The 15,574-nt window shown below is 61.1% G+C and carries 18 protein-coding genes and 1 tRNA gene; 11 read left to right on the top strand and 8 right to left on the bottom strand.

Annotated features, from left to right (window positions below; translation table 11 throughout):
• The first annotated feature begins 51 nt into the window (after positions 1–51).
• Together ACFSM5_RS02820 and ACFSM5_RS02815 are read left to right on the top strand one after the other, a co-directional pair.
• Positions 52–1,140, top strand: coding sequence for a S1C family serine protease (locus ACFSM5_RS02820; protein ID WP_379874717.1), 1,089 nt, complete (start codon positions 52–54; stop codon positions 1,138–1,140).
• Positions 1,141–1,569: 429 nt separating this feature from the next.
• The gene (locus ACFSM5_RS02815; RefSeq protein WP_379874716.1) at positions 1,570–2,700 is read left to right on the top strand and encodes a type III PLP-dependent enzyme; all 1,131 of its coding nucleotides are present in this window, start codon (positions 1,570–1,572) and stop codon (positions 2,698–2,700) included.
• Between the two features lie 111 nt (positions 2,701–2,811).
• Here ACFSM5_RS02815 and ACFSM5_RS02810 read toward each other — a convergent pair whose 3' ends face one another.
• A complete protein-coding gene (locus tag ACFSM5_RS02810; protein ID WP_379874715.1) occupies positions 2,812–3,303 on the bottom strand; it encodes a PAS domain-containing protein in 492 nt (163 codons plus the stop codon).
• Positions 3,304–3,408: 105 nt separating this feature from the next.
• On the opposite strand from ACFSM5_RS02810, the gene lnt reads away from it, so the two are divergent.
• The 4 genes from lnt (at position 3,409) to trmB (ending at position 7,516) form a co-directional block, all read left to right on the top strand.
• Entirely contained in the window at positions 3,409–4,920 is a 1,512-nt protein-coding gene (lnt, locus tag ACFSM5_RS02805; protein ID WP_379874714.1) for an apolipoprotein N-acyltransferase, read from the top strand.
• A gap of 90 nt (positions 4,921–5,010) precedes the next feature.
• Positions 5,011–5,472 (top strand): helix-turn-helix domain-containing protein, encoded by a 462-nt coding sequence (locus ACFSM5_RS02800; protein WP_379874713.1) that lies wholly within the window; start codon positions 5,011–5,013, stop codon positions 5,470–5,472.
• Between the two features lie 135 nt (positions 5,473–5,607).
• The gene (gene metK / locus ACFSM5_RS02795) at positions 5,608–6,780 is read left to right on the top strand and encodes a methionine adenosyltransferase (protein WP_379875258.1); all 1,173 of its coding nucleotides are present in this window, start codon (positions 5,608–5,610) and stop codon (positions 6,778–6,780) included.
• A 91-nt stretch (positions 6,781–6,871) separates the two neighbouring features.
• A complete protein-coding gene (trmB, locus tag ACFSM5_RS02790; protein WP_379874712.1) occupies positions 6,872–7,516 on the top strand; it encodes a tRNA (guanosine(46)-N7)-methyltransferase TrmB in 645 nt (214 codons plus the stop codon).
• A 36-nt stretch (positions 7,517–7,552) separates the two neighbouring features.
• Here the strand turns inward: trmB and ACFSM5_RS02785 are convergent, their stop codons facing one another.
• Entirely contained in the window at positions 7,553–7,972 is a 420-nt protein-coding gene (locus ACFSM5_RS02785; protein ID WP_379874711.1) for an MliC family protein, read from the bottom strand.
• A 198-nt stretch (positions 7,973–8,170) separates the two neighbouring features.
• Between ACFSM5_RS02785 and ACFSM5_RS02780 the strand changes: the two genes are divergently transcribed.
• Entirely contained in the window at positions 8,171–8,776 is a 606-nt protein-coding gene (locus ACFSM5_RS02780) for an anthrone oxygenase family protein (protein ID WP_379874710.1), read from the top strand.
• A 72-nt stretch (positions 8,777–8,848) separates the two neighbouring features.
• Positions 8,849–9,136 carry a hypothetical protein gene (locus ACFSM5_RS02775; protein WP_379874709.1) on the top strand — a complete coding sequence of 96 codons (288 nt, stop codon included), beginning with the start codon at positions 8,849–8,851 and terminating at the stop codon, positions 9,134–9,136.
• 3 nt (positions 9,137–9,139) lie between these two features.
• Here the strand turns inward: ACFSM5_RS02775 and gcvA are convergent, their stop codons facing one another.
• Positions 9,140–10,057 (bottom strand): transcriptional regulator GcvA, encoded by a 918-nt coding sequence (gcvA, locus tag ACFSM5_RS02770; RefSeq protein ID WP_379874708.1) that lies wholly within the window; start codon positions 10,055–10,057, stop codon positions 9,140–9,142.
• A 112-nt stretch (positions 10,058–10,169) separates the two neighbouring features.
• Between gcvA and ACFSM5_RS02765 the strand changes: the two genes are divergently transcribed.
• The 3 genes from ACFSM5_RS02765 (at position 10,170) to ACFSM5_RS02755 (ending at position 11,733) form a co-directional block, all read left to right on the top strand.
• Positions 10,170–11,090, top strand: coding sequence for a DMT family transporter (locus tag ACFSM5_RS02765; protein WP_379874707.1), 921 nt, complete (start codon positions 10,170–10,172; stop codon positions 11,088–11,090).
• A gap of 125 nt (positions 11,091–11,215) precedes the next feature.
• A complete protein-coding gene (locus ACFSM5_RS02760) occupies positions 11,216–11,440 on the top strand; it encodes a hypothetical protein (protein ID WP_379874706.1) in 225 nt (74 codons plus the stop codon).
• Entirely contained in the window at positions 11,440–11,733 is a 294-nt protein-coding gene (locus ACFSM5_RS02755; RefSeq protein ID WP_379874705.1) for a hypothetical protein, read from the top strand. Before ACFSM5_RS02760 ends, ACFSM5_RS02755 begins: the two co-directional genes overlap by 1 nt.
• A gap of 31 nt (positions 11,734–11,764) precedes the next feature.
• On the opposite strand, the gene ACFSM5_RS02750 is transcribed toward ACFSM5_RS02755, so the two are convergent.
• From ACFSM5_RS02750 to rpoN, 5 genes are all read right to left on the bottom strand, one after another.
• Positions 11,765–11,839: transfer RNA gene (locus ACFSM5_RS02750), tRNA-Gln, on the bottom strand.
• Positions 11,840–11,878: 39 nt separating this feature from the next.
• Positions 11,879–12,730, bottom strand: coding sequence for a 4-(cytidine 5'-diphospho)-2-C-methyl-D-erythritol kinase (locus tag ACFSM5_RS02745; protein ID WP_379874704.1), 852 nt, complete (start codon positions 12,728–12,730; stop codon positions 11,879–11,881).
• A 68-nt stretch (positions 12,731–12,798) separates the two neighbouring features.
• A complete protein-coding gene (ptsN, locus tag ACFSM5_RS02740) occupies positions 12,799–13,278 on the bottom strand; it encodes a PTS IIA-like nitrogen regulatory protein PtsN (RefSeq protein ID WP_379875257.1) in 480 nt (159 codons plus the stop codon).
• 11 nt (positions 13,279–13,289) lie between these two features.
• Positions 13,290–13,892: a ribosome hibernation-promoting factor, HPF/YfiA family gene (gene hpf / locus ACFSM5_RS02735; RefSeq protein ID WP_379874703.1), complete on the bottom strand. Its 603-nt coding sequence runs from the start codon at positions 13,890–13,892 to the stop codon at positions 13,290–13,292.
• A gap of 165 nt (positions 13,893–14,057) precedes the next feature.
• Positions 14,058–15,563, bottom strand: coding sequence for an RNA polymerase factor sigma-54 (gene rpoN, locus ACFSM5_RS02730; protein ID WP_379874702.1), 1,506 nt, complete (start codon positions 15,561–15,563; stop codon positions 14,058–14,060).
• Positions 15,564–15,574 lie beyond the last annotated feature (11 nt).

Below are 15,574 nucleotides of genomic sequence, written 5' to 3'. Positions count from 1 at the left end.
TTCAAGGTCATCCGGTCGGGCACTGGCCCCGGCCGGATGACTTCGGAACCTATGACCAAAGATCGCTTCTCCCGTCTGGTGCTTCTCTGGCTGTTGATTTTGGCCAGCCTCTATGTCGGCCATCAGGTCTGGCGCGATTTCGGGTCGGTGGCGTCGAGCCCCCGCGCCATCGCCCCGCGTGAGGATTTGAGCGGATCGGAACAGGCGACCGTAGCGCTGTTCGAACGCGCCGCCCCCTCCGTCGCCTATCTCTTTACAGAGGATGCACCCTCGCGCCTCGCCGGGAACCGCCCCGGCGGCGCCGGTTCGGGGTTCGTCTGGGATGCCGCCGGTCATATCGTCACCAACTTCCATGTGGTCGAAGGCGCCAGCCGCGTGCGCGTCCGCCTGGACAGCGGCGAAGCCATCGAGGCCAAGATCGTCGGCGTCTCCCCCGACCATGATCTCGCCGTCGTCAAACTGGTGGATCTGCGCCAGCGCCTGTTCCCCGTTCCTGTCGGCCAGTCGACGGATCTGCGGGTCGGCCAGACCGTCTTTGCCATCGGCAATCCTTTCGGCCTGTCGCGCACCCTGACGCGCGGCATCGTCTCTGCTCTCGACCGCCGCCTGCCCACCGCTTCGGGCCGCGAGATTGCTGGTGTCATTCAGACCGATGCTGCGATCAATCCCGGCAATTCCGGCGGACCGCTGCTCGATAGCTCCGGCCGCCTGATCGGGGTCACCACCGCCATTCTGTCGTCGAGCGGCGGATCGGCTGGTGTGGGCTTCGCCGTACCGGTGGATGTGGTGAACCGGATTGTGCCGCTGCTGATCCGCGACGGTCGCGTGCCACGCCCCGGCATCGGCATCGCCGCTGCCCCCGAAGAGCTCGCCGCCCGCTACGGCGTGGCTGGGCTGGTGGTTGCCGGAACCCTGCCCGGCAGCCCCGCAACCGAGGTTGGGTTGAAGCCGCTCGACCGGGCAACGGGGCGTCTGGGGGATATTATTACGCATGTACAGAACCGCCCGATTACGACTATTGCGGACCTCGCCTTGGCCCTCGAGGCGGCCGGGGTCGGGCAGCGCGTGACCATGTCGGTTCAGCGTGACGGAAGAGTGCGGACGGTCGAGGTTCGGATCGCCGACATAGCCTCTGACTAAATCATTGTTTTAGAACGGGTTTTTTTAAGGCGTCGCTGTCATATTTCCCCTGCGATTTTTTAACTTGCGCTGGGATTAAAATTGCCTCATATCGCATCTCGTTGACGCAAAGGCGCACGTGCCTATGGCCCTCGTGGTTATGTAACGACGTACCGCGTCCTTTTGGTTCTTCTGGCTAACCGCTAGTACCGAGAGGGTATGAGGCTGCGATGATTTCAGGTTTCAAGTATTACGGGAATAGTACCGCCGTCCCGGCTTGGGCCGAGGTCACGTTGCCCTAGACGACGCGGGTCCAGTATACGCCCTGGACCCACGCTTGTTCGCACCGACCCCGGATGGGGTCCCTCCTGCACATCTCAATCGTTTTCGCCGCCAGCAGTATGGCGACCATGAAGGGTCGTCGGCTTCTGGTGCAGGGAGTCGTCACATATGTCCGCTAAAATCGCTCGCTACCTCGCCGAACAGCAGCCCGAGACTCCGTGCGTCGTTATCGATCTGGATGTCATCACCGATAATTATAAGACGATGAAGCGTCTGCTGCCGCTGGCGCAGATCTTCTATGCCGTCAAAGCCAATCCGGCCCCGGAAATCGTCAATGTGCTGAACGAGCAAGGCTCCAGCTTCGACACCGCCTCGCGCGGCGAGATCGACCTGTGCCTGGGCCTTGGCGCGCAGCCTGAGAAGATCTCCTTCGGCAATACGATCAAAAAAGAACGCGACATCGCCTATGCCTATGCCAAGGGCGTGCGCCTCTTTGCCTTCGACAGTGAAGCCGAGTTGCAGAAGCTGGCCAAAGCCGCTCCGGGCGCCAAGGTTTACTGCCGCATCCTGATGGAATGCAGCGGTGCCGAATGGCCGCTGTCACGCAAGTTCGGCTGCGCGCCTGAAATGGCGACCGACCTGCTGGTCAAGGCACGCGAACTGGGCCTCGATGCCTATGGCATCTCGTTCCATGTCGGCTCGCAGCAGACCGACCTCGACCAGTGGGACGTTGCCGTCGGCCGTGCCGCTGCGATGTTCTCGGCCCTGCAGAAGGCCAATATCGACCTGCGCATGGTCAACATCGGTGGCGGCTTCCCGGCCCGCTACCGCGCTGCCGTCCGCCCGGTCGAGGATTATGCCGAAGCCGTCATGTCCGCGATGCAGAAGCACTTCGGCAACAACATCCCGGAAATCATCATCGAGCCGGGTCGCTCGATGGTCGGTGACGCGGGCGTGCTGCAGGCCGAAGTCGTCCTGATCTCGGAAAAGGACTACGAGGAAGACAAGCGCTGGATCTATCTGGACGTGGGCAAGTTCGGCGGTCTGGCCGAAACCATGGACGAGGCGATCAAGTACAAGCTGGTCACCCCGCACGATGGCGGTGCCACCGGCCCGGTCATCCTCGCTGGCCCGACCTGCGATAGCGCCGATATTCTGTACGAAAAGACCGACTATCAAATGCCGATCAACCTCGCCGTCGGCGACAAGATCGAGATCCATTCGACGGGCGCCTATACGACCAGCTACAGCTCGGTCAACTTCAACGGCTTCCCGCCGCTGCGCACGATCTGCATCTAAGTGTTGGCCTACCGCTTCGCTGCTTGAGGCCAGTCTCCCCCAGCGGCCACAGAGGCCGCGGCCCCAGGAGCGCAATTGGGGCATGGATGTGCCCGCCCGGCGAGGGACCAACTAATAGAGAGCCGGTGTCACCACAGACGCCGGCTCTTTTTCATTGGGGATGAGCGACATGACCACATGGGTGATCGTTGCACCATCCGCCGAGACCGGCAGCAGCAGACGGGCGGCCGTGAAATGGGGGCGAGCGGCGAGATGGCGGACAGGATGATAGACCGCCCGCTGCTCTTCGACAGCGATGGCAAGACTTTCACCCAGCTTCAGACCATAGCGCGCATCCAAGGCAGCCACGGTCTTGCCGGTCCAATCCTCGCCGGTCATGCGGACGATCTCTGTCCCGTCCAGACGAATGACATAATCTTCGGCTAAGCGCTGATAGATGCTGACAAGCCCAAGCCAAGGCATGATGGCAAAAGCGTCGAACGCCGACTTGGGTACCAGCCCTTCGGGGTTCCGGGCGCCAAGCCAATGCTGATACAAGGAATAGAGACGGCCGTTCTGATCGGCTGTCAGTTCTGCCGGATCCATGCCACGCGGATCTTCCATCAGTCGTGTCCGCCCTTTCGCCTTGCAACCTTAACTTCCTTACCATAGTTCGGACTTATGACAAGTCGACACAGTAAAATCGTCGCGGCGTTATTCGAGACCCGCTTGAAATTATCAGTCCTGACAGGTTGGCGACGGCATGGGCTGGCAGCGCTTCTGGGACTGTTCAGCGCGGGGATGTTCCCGCCGTTCGGAATTACCCCGCTGCTGCTGCTCTATGGCGCGCTTTACTGGATGGTAGCCCCGCAGGCTGGCGCCAAGCACGGGCTTCGGACCGTCTTTGCCACCGCCTGGTGGTTCTTCCTGGGACAATTCACAAGCGGGCTTTATTGGATCGCCAATGCCCTGCTGATCCCACCCGCCGATTTCCTGTGGCTGTTGCCGCTTGCTGTTGTGGCGATTCCCGCCGGACTAGCGCTATTCCCCGCGATCATCCTGACCCTCTGGTCCCGCATCGAAGGGCGCAGCGCGCTCGGGTTCGCCGTCGCCCTCATGCTCGCGGAACTGGCGCGCGGGCATCTGCTGACAGGCTTCCCCTGGAACCTTGCCGGATACGCTTTCCCGCATATCCTGGCCTTGCAGCAGCTCGCCTCGGTCGGTGGCGCCTATCTCTTAAGTTTCCTCGCGATCCTGCTGGGTGTGCTTCCCGCCGCCCTGGATCGACGCGCCATGGCAGCCTGGGTCCTGCTGCTGGCCCTGCCGCTCGCCTGGGGCAGCTGGCGTCTGGAGCAGACGGTGGTTGCCTCGACCGACACCATGATCCGCATCATCCAGCCGAACATCCCTCAGCATCAGAAGTGGGATCCTGCGCTGCAGGCGGCCAATTTCCGCGATCATGTCGCCCTGTCCCGCCGCCCCTCCAGTAAACCGCTGGCCGCAGTCATCTGGGGTGAGACGGCGACGGGTTACCCCGTGGAGATCGTGGAGGACGCCCGCCGTGCCGCGACTGCCGCAGTCCCACCCGGCGGCAGCCTCATTACCGGGACTATCCGCTACCTCACGCGCGACCGGCCTCCGACCGTCACCAATGGCATGGTTGTACTGGATCAGGACGGCAGCCTGCTGGGCGCCTTCGACAAGTTCCATCTGGTGCCGTTCGGGGAATATGTCCCCGGTCGCAGATGGTTGCCTCTGCCCGCCGTCGCGGCGGATGGACTGGACTTCACCGCCGGAACCGGCCCCCGTACCTTGCGCGTGCCGGGATTGCCTGCCTTCGCCCCCCTGATCTGCTACGAGGTGATCTTCCCCGGCGCGGTGATCGACGAGGCCGACCGCCCGTCCTGGTTGCTTAACCTTACCAATGATGGCTGGTACGGCTATTCCACCGGCCCCTTCCAGCACTTCCATATCACCGCTCTGCGGGCGATCGAAGAAGGCATGCCGATGGTGCGCGTCGCCAATACCGGCATCTCGGGAATGGTCGACCCACTCGGGCGAACTCTCGCAAAGATTGGCCTCAGCGAGCGCGGAATACTCGATCTTGACCTCCCTAAAGCCCTTGAATCGCCGACTTTCTATGGACGGTATCGGGATCTGCCGCTGGCCCTGGCTCTTTTTGCGGCTATGGCGATAGTCGCTTGTCGGCTATACCGGAGGCACCAGCGAGAGGAAAAATAACCCTCCTGGTACATCGTCCGGTTGACGCATACATATGTATGTCCTAAGTAGCATACATAGATTGATTTCGTCATACAGGGGGCAGGGTTCATGAATACAGTTGCAGTTGCGAAAGTGCGTCGTCGTGGTGGTCGCGGTTCCCCCGATGGCAAGCCCAATCCGGTTGATATTCATGTCGGCAGCCGCGTCCGTCTGCGCCGCACCCTCCTTGGCATGAGCCAGGAAAAGCTTGGCGAAGCGATTGGCCTGACCTTCCAGCAGGTTCAGAAGTACGAGCGCGGCGCCAACCGCATCGGCGCCAGCCGTCTGTACGAGCTGTCCAAGGTTCTGGACGTGCCGGTTTCCTTCTTCTTCGACGACATGAAGCCGGAAGTATCGGGTGGCAAGGCCCTGGGCCTCAATGAAGCCCCCGCCGATTTCGACAGCAAGGACCTGTCCAAGCGCGAAATTCTGGAACTGGCCCGCGCTTTCGACAAGATCCGCGACGAGAAGGTCCGCAAGCGTATTCTTGAGCTGACCAAGTCGCTGGGCATTGTCGCTATCGACGAGTAATTCCCCGCGTATAACACGGGAAATAGTAGTTTTTCTTGACGGCGCCCGCGCGACATAGGACACAACACTCTCCGTTGGTGTCCGATTATCGTGCGGGCGCCGTTAGTGTTCAGGCCGGTCGCTTTGGGGGCTACTTTGGTCAATAACGAGTATCTGTTTACGTCTGAATCGGTTTCGGAAGGTCATCCTGACAAGGTCTGCGACCGGATTTCCGACAGCATCGTCGATATCTTCCTGGCTGCCGACCCCTATGCGCGTGTTGCGGTCGAAACCCTGGCGACGACCAATCACGTTACCCTGGCCGGCGAAGTCCGCGGCCCGAGCAGCGTTACCGCAGAGATCATGGAACAGGCTGCCCGCAACGCGATCCGCGAGATCGGTTACGAGCAGAAGGGTTTCCACTGGAACAGCGCCAAGGTTGAAGTGCTGGTTCATCAGCAGTCGGCCGATATCGCCGTCGGCGTCGATGCCGCCGGTAACAAGGACGAAGGCGCTGGCGACCAGGGCATCATGTTCGGCTTTGCCTGCAACGAGACCCCGGTCCTGATGCCTGCGCCGATCTATTTCTCGCATCAGATCCTGAAGGGCCTGACCGACGACCGTCATTCGGGCGTCCTCAAGCACCTCGGCCCCGATGCCAAGAGCCAAGTGACCCTGCGTTACGTCAACGGCAAGCCGGTCGGCGCGACCTCGGTCGTGGTCTCGACCCAGCATGCCGAAGGCGTTTCCCAGGAAGAAGTGCGCGCCATGGTGCGCCCCTGGGTCGAAAAGGTTCTGCCGGAAGGCTGGATGTGCCCGGAAGATCAGCTCTACGTCAATCCGACCGGCCGATTCGTCATCGGCGGTCCGGACGGCGATGCTGGTCTGACCGGCCGTAAGATCATCGTCGATACCTACGGCGGTGCAGCCCCCCATGGCGGCGGCGCCTTCTCCGGCAAGGATCCGACCAAGGTCGACCGTTCGGCCGCCTATGCCGCCCGTTATCTGGCAAAGAATGTGGTTGCCGCCGGTCTTGCCGACCGTTGCGTCATCCAGCTGTCCTACGCCATCGGCGTCAGCCACCCGCTGTCGGTCTATGTGAAGACGGAAGGCACGTCGAAGGTTGACGAGCAGAAGCTGTCCAAGGTCCTGCAGGAGCTGATGAACCTCAGCCCGCGCGGTATCCGCGAGCATCTTCAGCTGAACCGCCCGATCTATGCCCGCACCTCGGCCTATGGCCACTTCGGTCGCACCCCGGAAGCCGACGGCGGCTTCTCGTGGGAAAAGACCGATCTGGTCCCGGCGCTTAAGTCGGCGTTCAAGGCGTAACACCTGGTTAAGACGGTTTTCGACTATGCCTACGGGCGATCAATCTTTTGGTAGCCCGCGTCGGGTATTCGGACGCCGCCACGGCCGCAAATTGAGACTCAGCCAGCAGGCCCTGCTAGCTGAGCTCTATCCCTCCCGCAAGCTGGAACTGCCCGAAGGCGACGGCACCGTCGATCCGATGGCGTTTTTCGGTGCGCAAAAGCCCCGCGAAATCTGGTTCGAAATCGGCTTTGGCGGCGGCGAACATCTGGCAGCGCAAGCCCGCGCCAACCCCGATGTGGGCCTGATTGGCTGCGAACCGTTCTTCAACGGTGTCGTCTCCCTGCTTCAGGATCTGGATCGCGAGGGGCTGGTCGATAATCTGCGCATCTGGAACGACGACGCCCGCAAGGTCATGGACCGACTGCCAGACGCCAGCATCTCCAAAGCCTTTCTGCTGTTCCCGGATCCCTGGCCCAAGAAGCGCCATAACAAGCGCCGTTTTGTCAGCCAGGAAAATCTCGACATCCTTGCCCGCATCCTGAAACCGGGGGGCGAGTTTCGCATGGCCTCGGACGATATGGATTATATCGCCTGGATGCTCGATGAGACCTGCCCGCACCCGGCCTTTCGCTGGACCGCCGAAGGTCCTTCGGACTGGCGTGATCGCCCAGCCGACGCCCCTGAAACACGCTATGAAGCCAAGGCCCGGGCCAAGGGCCTCAAGCCAGCCTTCCTGCGTTTCGAGCGAGTTTAACTAACTTCGTCGGATGGGCGCTAGCGCGCCTGCCTGTTAAGGCAGGACGCAGCGAACCGGCGCGCGGTTCCCGACATACCAGAGAAGCTCGCGGCCTTTTCCGCGGATCGCATAGCCCTTGCTGTCGCTATAGGCAAAGCCCGAGGCAACCGGCTGGTTGTACATGCTGATGGCATCGCCGCTGTTGAGCGTCACCATCGCGTCCTTGCGGTCATCCGAGAACAGTACCGGCAGATCGTCGCCGTTATCGCATTTATAGATCGCGCCCACCGGGGCCGGCTTCTTGGGCAGGGCCGTTTCCGAAACCGTGCTGGGGTCGGGGTTGGTCCAGCGCTTCATGGTATCGCAGCCGGATAGGGTCAGAACGGCAGTCGCCAGTAACGCGGCAGAGGTAAGGGGTCGCATGAGAGTTCTCTCCAGGGCGAGCGCATCGTCGATGGTTTTAACCTTACGCATTCGCCTCGCCAAGAACCATCGCTTTCCAATGCAGTCGACCCAAAGCGTTTATTAATACAGATACATACCTGAGAGGGTTTCGAGCTAGATCCCGCCTCGCGCCAGTTTATATTGGATGGGTTTCATAAGCCTCGATCATCATCAGACAAAAGAAAAAACGGGCAAGACGCTGCGCCAAGGAAGTAAATACACTTGTGATTGCCGATCAAAGTCAGAATCACAACCAAAAACCCGATACAACACACCAGCCGTGAAGCCTCAGGACCACTTGATCTACAACCAAACTGCCTATCGCCGTCCAATAGTCAGCAGAATGAAGACATGATCGATCAATTGATGCACCCAGCGGTTTTTTTAGCGGCCCTCGGATCGGGGCTGATCGCGGGCGTCTTTTTTGGCTTCTCGACTTTCATAATGAAAGCGCTATCGCGCCTTCCGGCCTATCAGGGCATCGCTGCGATGCAGTCGATCAATATCGTTGTCCTGAACCCCTTGTTTCTTGGGATTTTTGTGGGAACCGCGCTCCTCAGTCTTTTCCTGGTCGGAGCCGCTTTCTGGACCTGGCAGAACGCCAGCCCTTGGTTGGTCGCGGGCGGGGTACTCTATGGGATTGGCTGTTTCATGGTGACTGCTGCGGGCAACGTGCCGCTTAATAACGCCCTTGCCCCTCAGAACCCGACTTCACCCGAGGCAGCAGCCTTCTGGCAGCAATACCTGCGCCGCTGGACGATCTGGAACCATGTGCGCACCCTGGCGTCCCTGGCGGCAATGGGCGCCTTCATCGGGGCAATGCTTGCACGCTGATGGATTTCTGACAGTTGGAGGGGCCGGATTTTGCCGGCAGGATCGAGTCATCCAGCTTTGAGAGCCTGCAAGATGAGCGAAGTCGACGTCCTAAATCCTGACCTGATCCGCAAAATCCTGATGGATGAATGGGACCCCGTCGGCGTGCGCGACAATCCCGAAGCGCAGGATGAATATGACGAATACGTCAGCACCGCGCATCGCATGCTGACCAAACGTGGCGCCGATGCCGAGCAGCTTTTCGCCTTCCTGCAGTGGGTGGAAGCCGATCAGATGGAACTGCCGCCCTCCAGCGAAGCCCTTGGCCGCCGCTGGCAGGCCGTCGATTCCCTGATCGCCCTGACCCGGGTTCTGCACTAAGGCTCAACCGCCGCTCTTGGCGCCCGCCAGGAACGCGCTGATTTCATCGGCGAGCCAATCGCGTATCGCGGAAATCTTGGGACTGGCCTGCGCCCCGGCCGCATAGACCAGATCATAGCCCCGCTCGGCTTTCAGCCTGATCTCTGGGAAGAGAGCGACGAGTCGGCCTGCGCTGATATCATCCATCGTCAGCGCGCTTCGCCCCAAGGCCACGCCTTCACCCCGAATCGCCGCTTCGATCGCCATGCTGCCGTGGCTGAAGGAAAGCAGCCTGCCGCCCCGCCACCCATCATAACCGGCCGCGGCAAACCACTCCTGCCAGTTTTCCGTCATGGGCACTTCATGCAGCAAAGTCCCCCTGGCGAGGTCCGCCACCGTTCCCAGACCCTGCAGGCGTGACCGATATTCCGGGCTGCAGACCGGCGTCATGGCTTCCTCCATGATGCGTTCGCAAACGGCATTGGGATAACGTCCCATGCCATAGCGGATCGCCACATCCACGCGGCCACCGGTCAGATCGACATCGAGGTCCGTCACATCAAGATGGATGTCGAATTCGGGGAATCGCGCCATCAGCCGATGCAGGCGCGGAGTCAGCCATTTCACGGCAAAGGAAACGCCGGTACTGACGGTCAATCGGCTGCCATGTTTTCGGGCGCGCAGCCGTTCCGCCTCCTTGGTCAGTTCCGCCAGTTGGCGGGTGACCACCACCAGAAACTCCGCCCCTTCTTCGGTCAATTCGATCCGCCGTGTCAGGCGTCTGAACAGAGCGACCCCCAGATCTTCCTCCAGGCTCTTCACCTGTCGGCTGACCGCACCATGCGTGAGATGAAGCTCTTCAGCAGCAAGGGTCATGCTGAGCAACCTCCCCGCCGACTCAAAGGCCCTTAAGGTTTGTAACGGCGGCAGACGATCAAACATACGGTCACCATACGTGAATCCTGCTCACGCATCATGTGCGAATTCCTGGTTTGTGAGCAAACCGGAATGGTGGAAGGATTGGGGGACCAAAGACCCCAGCCTTGGATTCCCCATGTCCAGCCAGACCACAGCCGCCGGGCCCGCCGACACCGCCCTAACCATGAAAAGCCTCGCAGCCATGCTGCTGCTGGCGGTCATGTGGGGGCTTTCGATTCCGGTGACGAAGCTGGGGCTTGTCACCATGCCGCCCCTGACGCTGACCGCCCTGCGCTTCGCCATAGCCTTGCCGATCCTGCTGTTCCTGATCATCGGACGGCAACGGATGCCGCTGCGCGCGCTGCCCCGCGTTGCAGGACTTGGGATTCTTGGGATCGGTGTTGGTCAGGTAACCCAGACCCTAGGCGTCGTCGGCACATCGGCGTCGATCGGCACCATCATTTCCGCGGCCATTCCGATGTTTGTGGTGTTATTCGCCGCACTCCGGCTTAAGCAGTCGATCTCGCCCCGGCAGCTTTTGGGCCTCGTCACCGCCTTTGCCGGGATCGCCATCGTCGCCTCGGGTAATGGGAGCGGTGCTTCGGCGCTGCAGACAAGCCTCAGCGGTGCCGTGCTACTGCTGATCTCCGCCCTGGCTGTGGCCTTCTATTATGTCTGGAGCGTCGAACTGACCGAACTCTATGGCACCGCCACCGTGGCAGCCTGGAGCACGCTGTTCGGCTTCCTTGCCCTCATGCCCTGGACGGCCTGGGAGATTAGCCATAGTCAGTTTGAGATCACCGTCGAAGCCGTCGCTTCTGCCGCTTATCTCGGCGTCATTGTTACCGCAGCGGGTCTGTTTCTCTGGCTGAAGCTGCTGCGGACGGTCCCGGCACGAACGGCGGCAAGCGTCCAATATCTCCAACCCGTCGTCGGCGTGATCGCCTCGTCCCTGATGTTCGGCGACAGCCTCGGGCTGTTCTTCATCCTCGGCGTGATGCTGGTACTGGTCGGCCTAGCCCTGACCATGGCAGCGCGGCGCAACTCAGGGGCCTGATCGCCTTCAAGATCGCCCTTCCGCTCTACACAGCCATAATCTCAGCGGCCAACCCTCCAGCCCGTAGCAACCTGGATGGACATTTTCACCCATCATATTCTCCCGAGCTGAGGGAGACGGGTGCTATGGATTTCCATGCTTGGGTTGGCGTCGCAGCCAAGGTCGTTATCGCGGTAGGAGTCTATCTCGCATTTGATCGCGTTCGCCTCTTCTTCCGCCCAACCCCTGACTATGTGACGCCAGAGCTGCAAGCTCGGCTCAATACAATACGCACGAAGAAGATGTGGGCCGGTCTGGCGTTGATCGGCGTCGGCGCCGTCCTGACCTTCGTCAGCACCCTGAAGCTCTGATGGCCAGCATGACATCCACCGAGAGAAGCTTGACCGAGGTACGGGACATTGTATGGACACATTGGGATCCGATAGGCCTACGTAATGCAGAAGGCGGTTGGGCAGCCGATGAATACGACGAGTATCTGCTCCAGGTCTTGACGATGCTCCGGCAGGGCGCCGATCAAAAAGCTGCGGCCGACTATCTGATCCAAGTCGAGAGCGTTCATATGGGGCTTGGCAAAAATGCCACCGCGTCGGCCCGCGCCACTAAAACCGTATCGGCGCTCCGAAACCTGTCATTATCATATTGATTTAAGGGATTTTCAGGCGCTCAAAAAGCGCTGGCTGGGGCGGGAGGGATCGAACCTCCGAATGGCGGAATCAAAATCCGCTGCCTTACCGCTTGGCTACGCCCCAATCGCGTGGGCCGCAAACTAGCGTTCCTCGCCGCTTCGTTCAAGTGCTAAGGCGTGTCGCCGCAACCCACCAGTTGGGCCGCTCGCCCTTAATCGCCGCTGCCGCATTATTCGCCCCCCCAAGATCGGCAAACAGCGCAAAACTCGTCGCTCCCGACCCCGACAGCGATGCCGTATAGCAGCCCGCCTGATGACGCATCGCGCTCAAGGCCGAAGCGATCTCCGGCACCAGGCTCATGGCAGCGCGGGAGAGGTCATTACCGCCACGCTCGATCAGACTGGCCAGCTGCGATACATCGGATATCCGATCCGGCACCCCCAGCATTGGCAGCGAGAAGCTACCGGTGCGCGCGCCAAATACCTTGGGCGTCGGGCAGGCGATGCGGGGATTGACCAGCACCAGCGCCGCCGCCGGCAGTTCAGGCGCGGGCAGCAATTCATCGCCTATACCGCCCATGCGCGCAGGACGCCCGGCAAGGCAGACCGGCACATCGGCGCCCAGTGACAGGGCGATCTGATGCAGGCGATCCGGCGGCGTGGACAGGCCCCACAGCTCGTCCAGCAGCAGCAGTGCTGCAGCCGCATCGGCCGACCCGCCCCCGATGCCGCTGGCGATCGGCAGGCGCTTATCCAGCGTGATCCGGGCGCCGCGATCCGGTGCCAAGGCCCGGGCCGCGCGCAGAACCAGATTGTCTGATTCGGCTGTCAGTTCCGATGCGAAAGGCCCGGTCAAGACCAGCGACAGGCTGTCCGCCGTCTCCACCGTCAGCCCATCCCCGAGGTCGGTGAAAGCCACCAGACTATCGAGCAGGTGATAGCCATCAGCACGCCGCCCGACGACGCGGAGGGTCAGGTTGATCTTGGCGCGGGCAGTGGCGGTGAGGAGGGACATCGGAGGAGGCTCAAGAAAAACCCCGCGTGACCGTCATCACGCGGGGTTTAATGGTCGCGGCAGGAGCCTTAGGCAGCGTGGCTGCTGGAGGCACCGGCCGACGTCAGGATGGCATAGAGCGCCTCGTCCGAGGCAGCCCCACGCAGCTTCTCGCAGGTCGCCTTATCCCGCAGCAGCCGCGAGACGCGGGCCAGGGCCTTCAGGTGATCCGCACCCGCCGTTTCCGGCGCGAGAAGCAGGAAGATCAGATCGACCGGCTGCTCGTCGATAGCTTCGAAGTCGACGCCACGATCGAGTTTGGCAAAGAGCCCATGTAGGCCGGACAGCTTGTCCAGCTTGCCGTGGGGGATAGCGATGCCCGAACCGACACCCGTGGTGCCCAGGCGCTCTCTTTCCAGCAGAACCTCGAAGATTTCTCGGTCGCTTACCACATCCGGGCCAATCAGCTCCGATGCGCGTTTCGCCAGCTCCTGCAAGGCTTGTTTCTTGGAAGAAACACGTAAAGCTGGGACCACCGCATCTAGGGCGATCAGATCTGTAATCTCCATCATTCCTGCTCTTACTGGGCGGCCGCCGCCGGCTTCAACGCTGCGGTCTCATTCCCGTGCGGATCGATCCAGCCGATATTTCCGTCTGCACGGCGATATACGACATTAAGTCCGCCATGGGTTGCATGGCGGAACATGAGCACGGGCAAGTCCCCGAGGTCAAGTCGCATCACGGCATCAGACACTGCCAAAGTAGAAATTTCGGTCTGCATTTCAGCAATCACAGCGGCGCCATGCGGTTCCGCTTCAGCCTCTGCCGGTTCCTCACGCGGAGCCAGAATAGTATAGGGCGCAGAAACGAAATCTGCTTCCTGACGGTGATGATCATCCTTGATGCGACGCTTGTAGCGGCGGATTCGCTTGGCGGCATGTTCAATCGCGGCATCGCAGGCCGGATAAGGATCGTTGGCCGTCGCCTGGCTTTGAACGATCAATTGACGCGAAACATGGACAATGATGTCGGCCCGGAACAGATGGGCATCGCGTGACAACGTCAGAGTCGCTTCGATGGGGCGTCCGAAATATTTCGAGACGGCGTTGGTGAGATTCTCGGTCACATGGGTGCGAAGAGCTTCGCCCACATCAACCTGTTTGCCTTTAACGGTAACTTGCATGCTTGCCCCTTCGGGTGAAGGTGGATCTAGCACCGCTGGTCAACAGAGGGTTTGTTAACCCCGACAAGCGGCGACACTCACCAGTTCATCGTGGGTTGGCTTTTGGGCGGTTTTGCGTCCCCTCCCTCGTCTGTCGAGACGTAAAGAGTAGGGTCGCAGGTTTTCCTAAATCTTGAAAGACTTTTCCCGGCGCCGTTGAACTGAAGAAGAAATCTTCATGGATTCCCGGTACTTAGCAACCGTCCGCCGTGCGATGTCGATGCCATCTTTCAGAAGAATCTCCACGATCTTATCGTCCGACAGAATCTCGGTCGGGGATTCAGCATCGATCAGGCGCTTGATCATATAGCGCACCGCCTCAGCCGAATGGGCGGCGCCGCCTTCGGACGACTGGATGGCAGAGGTAAAGAAATATTTGAGTTCGAACAGACCGCGCGGCGTGGTCATGAACTTGTTCGTCGTGACCCGGCTGACGGTGCTTTCATGCATGCCGATCGCCTCGGCGATATCGCGCAGGATCAGCGGGCGCAGGTGCTGCACGCCCTTGTCGAAAAACAGCTCCTGCTGCCGCACGATCTCGCTCGCCACCTTGATCACCGTGGTTGCGCGCTGGTGCAGGGCTTTGACCAGCCAGTTGGCGGACTGCAGCTGTTCGGACAGATAATCCTTGGCATCCCGGTCCAGGGCGCTCTTGCGCACCCGGGCATAATAGCGGCTGTTGATCAGCACCCGTGGCAGCGTGTCGGGGTTCAGCTCGATGAAATAGCTGCCGTCGGGCAAGGGGCGCATCAGAATATCCGGCGTCACTGGCTCCGCCGTACCGCCGGCAAAGGCCAATCCCGGCTTTGGATCCAAAGCCCGGATCTCGCGGATCATGTCGCTGAGATCTTCGCTGTCGATCCCGCAGACTTTCAGCAGACCGGGGATATCCCGCGCCGCCAGCATCGGCAGATTATCGAGCAGCGCCTGCATCGCGGGATCCAGCCGGTTGCGGTCCGCCAGTTGAAGCCCGAGACATTCCTTCAGGGACCGCGCGGCGACACCGGGAGGGTCCAGGCGCTGGAGCATGGCAAGCACCCGCTCCACCCGTGCCACATTGGTTCCCAGCTGCGCCGCCACATCGTCGAGGTTGGCGATGAGGTAGCCGGATTCATCCAACAGATCGATCAAGGTCCAGGCGATCAGGCGGTCGCCGGGATCCGAGATATCGATCTGCGCCTGGGCAACCAGATGGTCGCGCAGGGACTGCACCTCGCCAAAGCGTTCGTCCAGGCTGCGGTCGTCATCTTCAAAATCGCCGCGCCCGCCGCCGGAACCGCCGCCCTCCCAGGACGACATGCCGGCTTCGACGAGGCCCAGGTCGGTGCCGTCATCTGCGGTTGGTGCCGTGGTCTCGGCGCGATAGCCGTCATAGTCGAGCGGAGCCTCGCCACTGGCGGGCAGATCGTCGGAGGCAGCAAATTCGGCGGTATCGCGCCCTTCCGCTTCGACCGGCGCCGCAGCCTCGCTGCCTTCGTCCCGCTCCAGCAACGGATTGCGCTCAAGCTCGCTTTCCACATAGGCGGTGAGTTCGAGGTTCGACAATTGCAGCAGCTTGATCGCCTGCTGCAATTGCGGCGTCATCACCAGGCTTTGGGCCTGGCGGAGATCGAGCCGGGGAGCGAGCGCCATACCACGCGCCA

The organism is Lacibacterium aquatile (assembly GCF_042683105.1).
GTDB classification, from domain to species: Bacteria; Pseudomonadota; Alphaproteobacteria; order Elsterales; family Elsteraceae; genus Lacibacterium; species Lacibacterium aquatile.
Note: the sequence above shows the minus strand (reverse complement) of the source record. Positions and strands in the feature narration are given on the sequence as shown.

Coding starts and splice junctions, on each gene's coding strand:
- ACFSM5_RS02785 (WP_379874711.1), bottom strand. CDS start 7,972: ATGCGTAAGGTTAAAACCATCGACGATGCGCTCGCCCTGGAGAGAACT.
- ptsN (WP_379875257.1), bottom strand. CDS start 13,278: ATGGAGATTACAGATCTGATCGCCCTAGATGCGGTGGTCCCAGCTTTA.
- hpf (WP_379874703.1), bottom strand. CDS start 13,892: ATGCAAGTTACCGTTAAAGGCAAACAGGTTGATGTGGGCGAAGCTCTT.
- ACFSM5_RS02765 (WP_379874707.1), top strand. CDS start 10,170: ATGTCCAGCCAGACCACAGCCGCCGGGCCCGCCGACACCGCCCTAACC.
- ACFSM5_RS02745 (WP_379874704.1), bottom strand. CDS start 12,730: ATGTCCCTCCTCACCGCCACTGCCCGCGCCAAGATCAACCTGACCCTC.
- ACFSM5_RS02820 (WP_379874717.1), top strand. CDS start 52: ATGACCAAAGATCGCTTCTCCCGTCTGGTGCTTCTCTGGCTGTTGATT.
- rpoN (WP_379874702.1), bottom strand. CDS start 15,563: ATGGCGCTCGCTCCCCGGCTCGATCTCCGCCAGGCCCAAAGCCTGGTG.
- ACFSM5_RS02755 (WP_379874705.1), top strand. CDS start 11,440: ATGGCCAGCATGACATCCACCGAGAGAAGCTTGACCGAGGTACGGGAC.
- gcvA (WP_379874708.1), bottom strand. CDS start 10,057: ATGTTTGATCGTCTGCCGCCGTTACAAACCTTAAGGGCCTTTGAGTCG.
- ACFSM5_RS02775 (WP_379874709.1), top strand. CDS start 8,849: ATGAGCGAAGTCGACGTCCTAAATCCTGACCTGATCCGCAAAATCCTG.
- ACFSM5_RS02760 (WP_379874706.1), top strand. CDS start 11,216: ATGGATTTCCATGCTTGGGTTGGCGTCGCAGCCAAGGTCGTTATCGCG.
- ACFSM5_RS02815 (WP_379874716.1), top strand. CDS start 1,570: ATGTCCGCTAAAATCGCTCGCTACCTCGCCGAACAGCAGCCCGAGACT.
- ACFSM5_RS02810 (WP_379874715.1), bottom strand. CDS start 3,303: ATGGAAGATCCGCGTGGCATGGATCCGGCAGAACTGACAGCCGATCAG.
- ACFSM5_RS02800 (WP_379874713.1), top strand. CDS start 5,011: ATGAATACAGTTGCAGTTGCGAAAGTGCGTCGTCGTGGTGGTCGCGGT.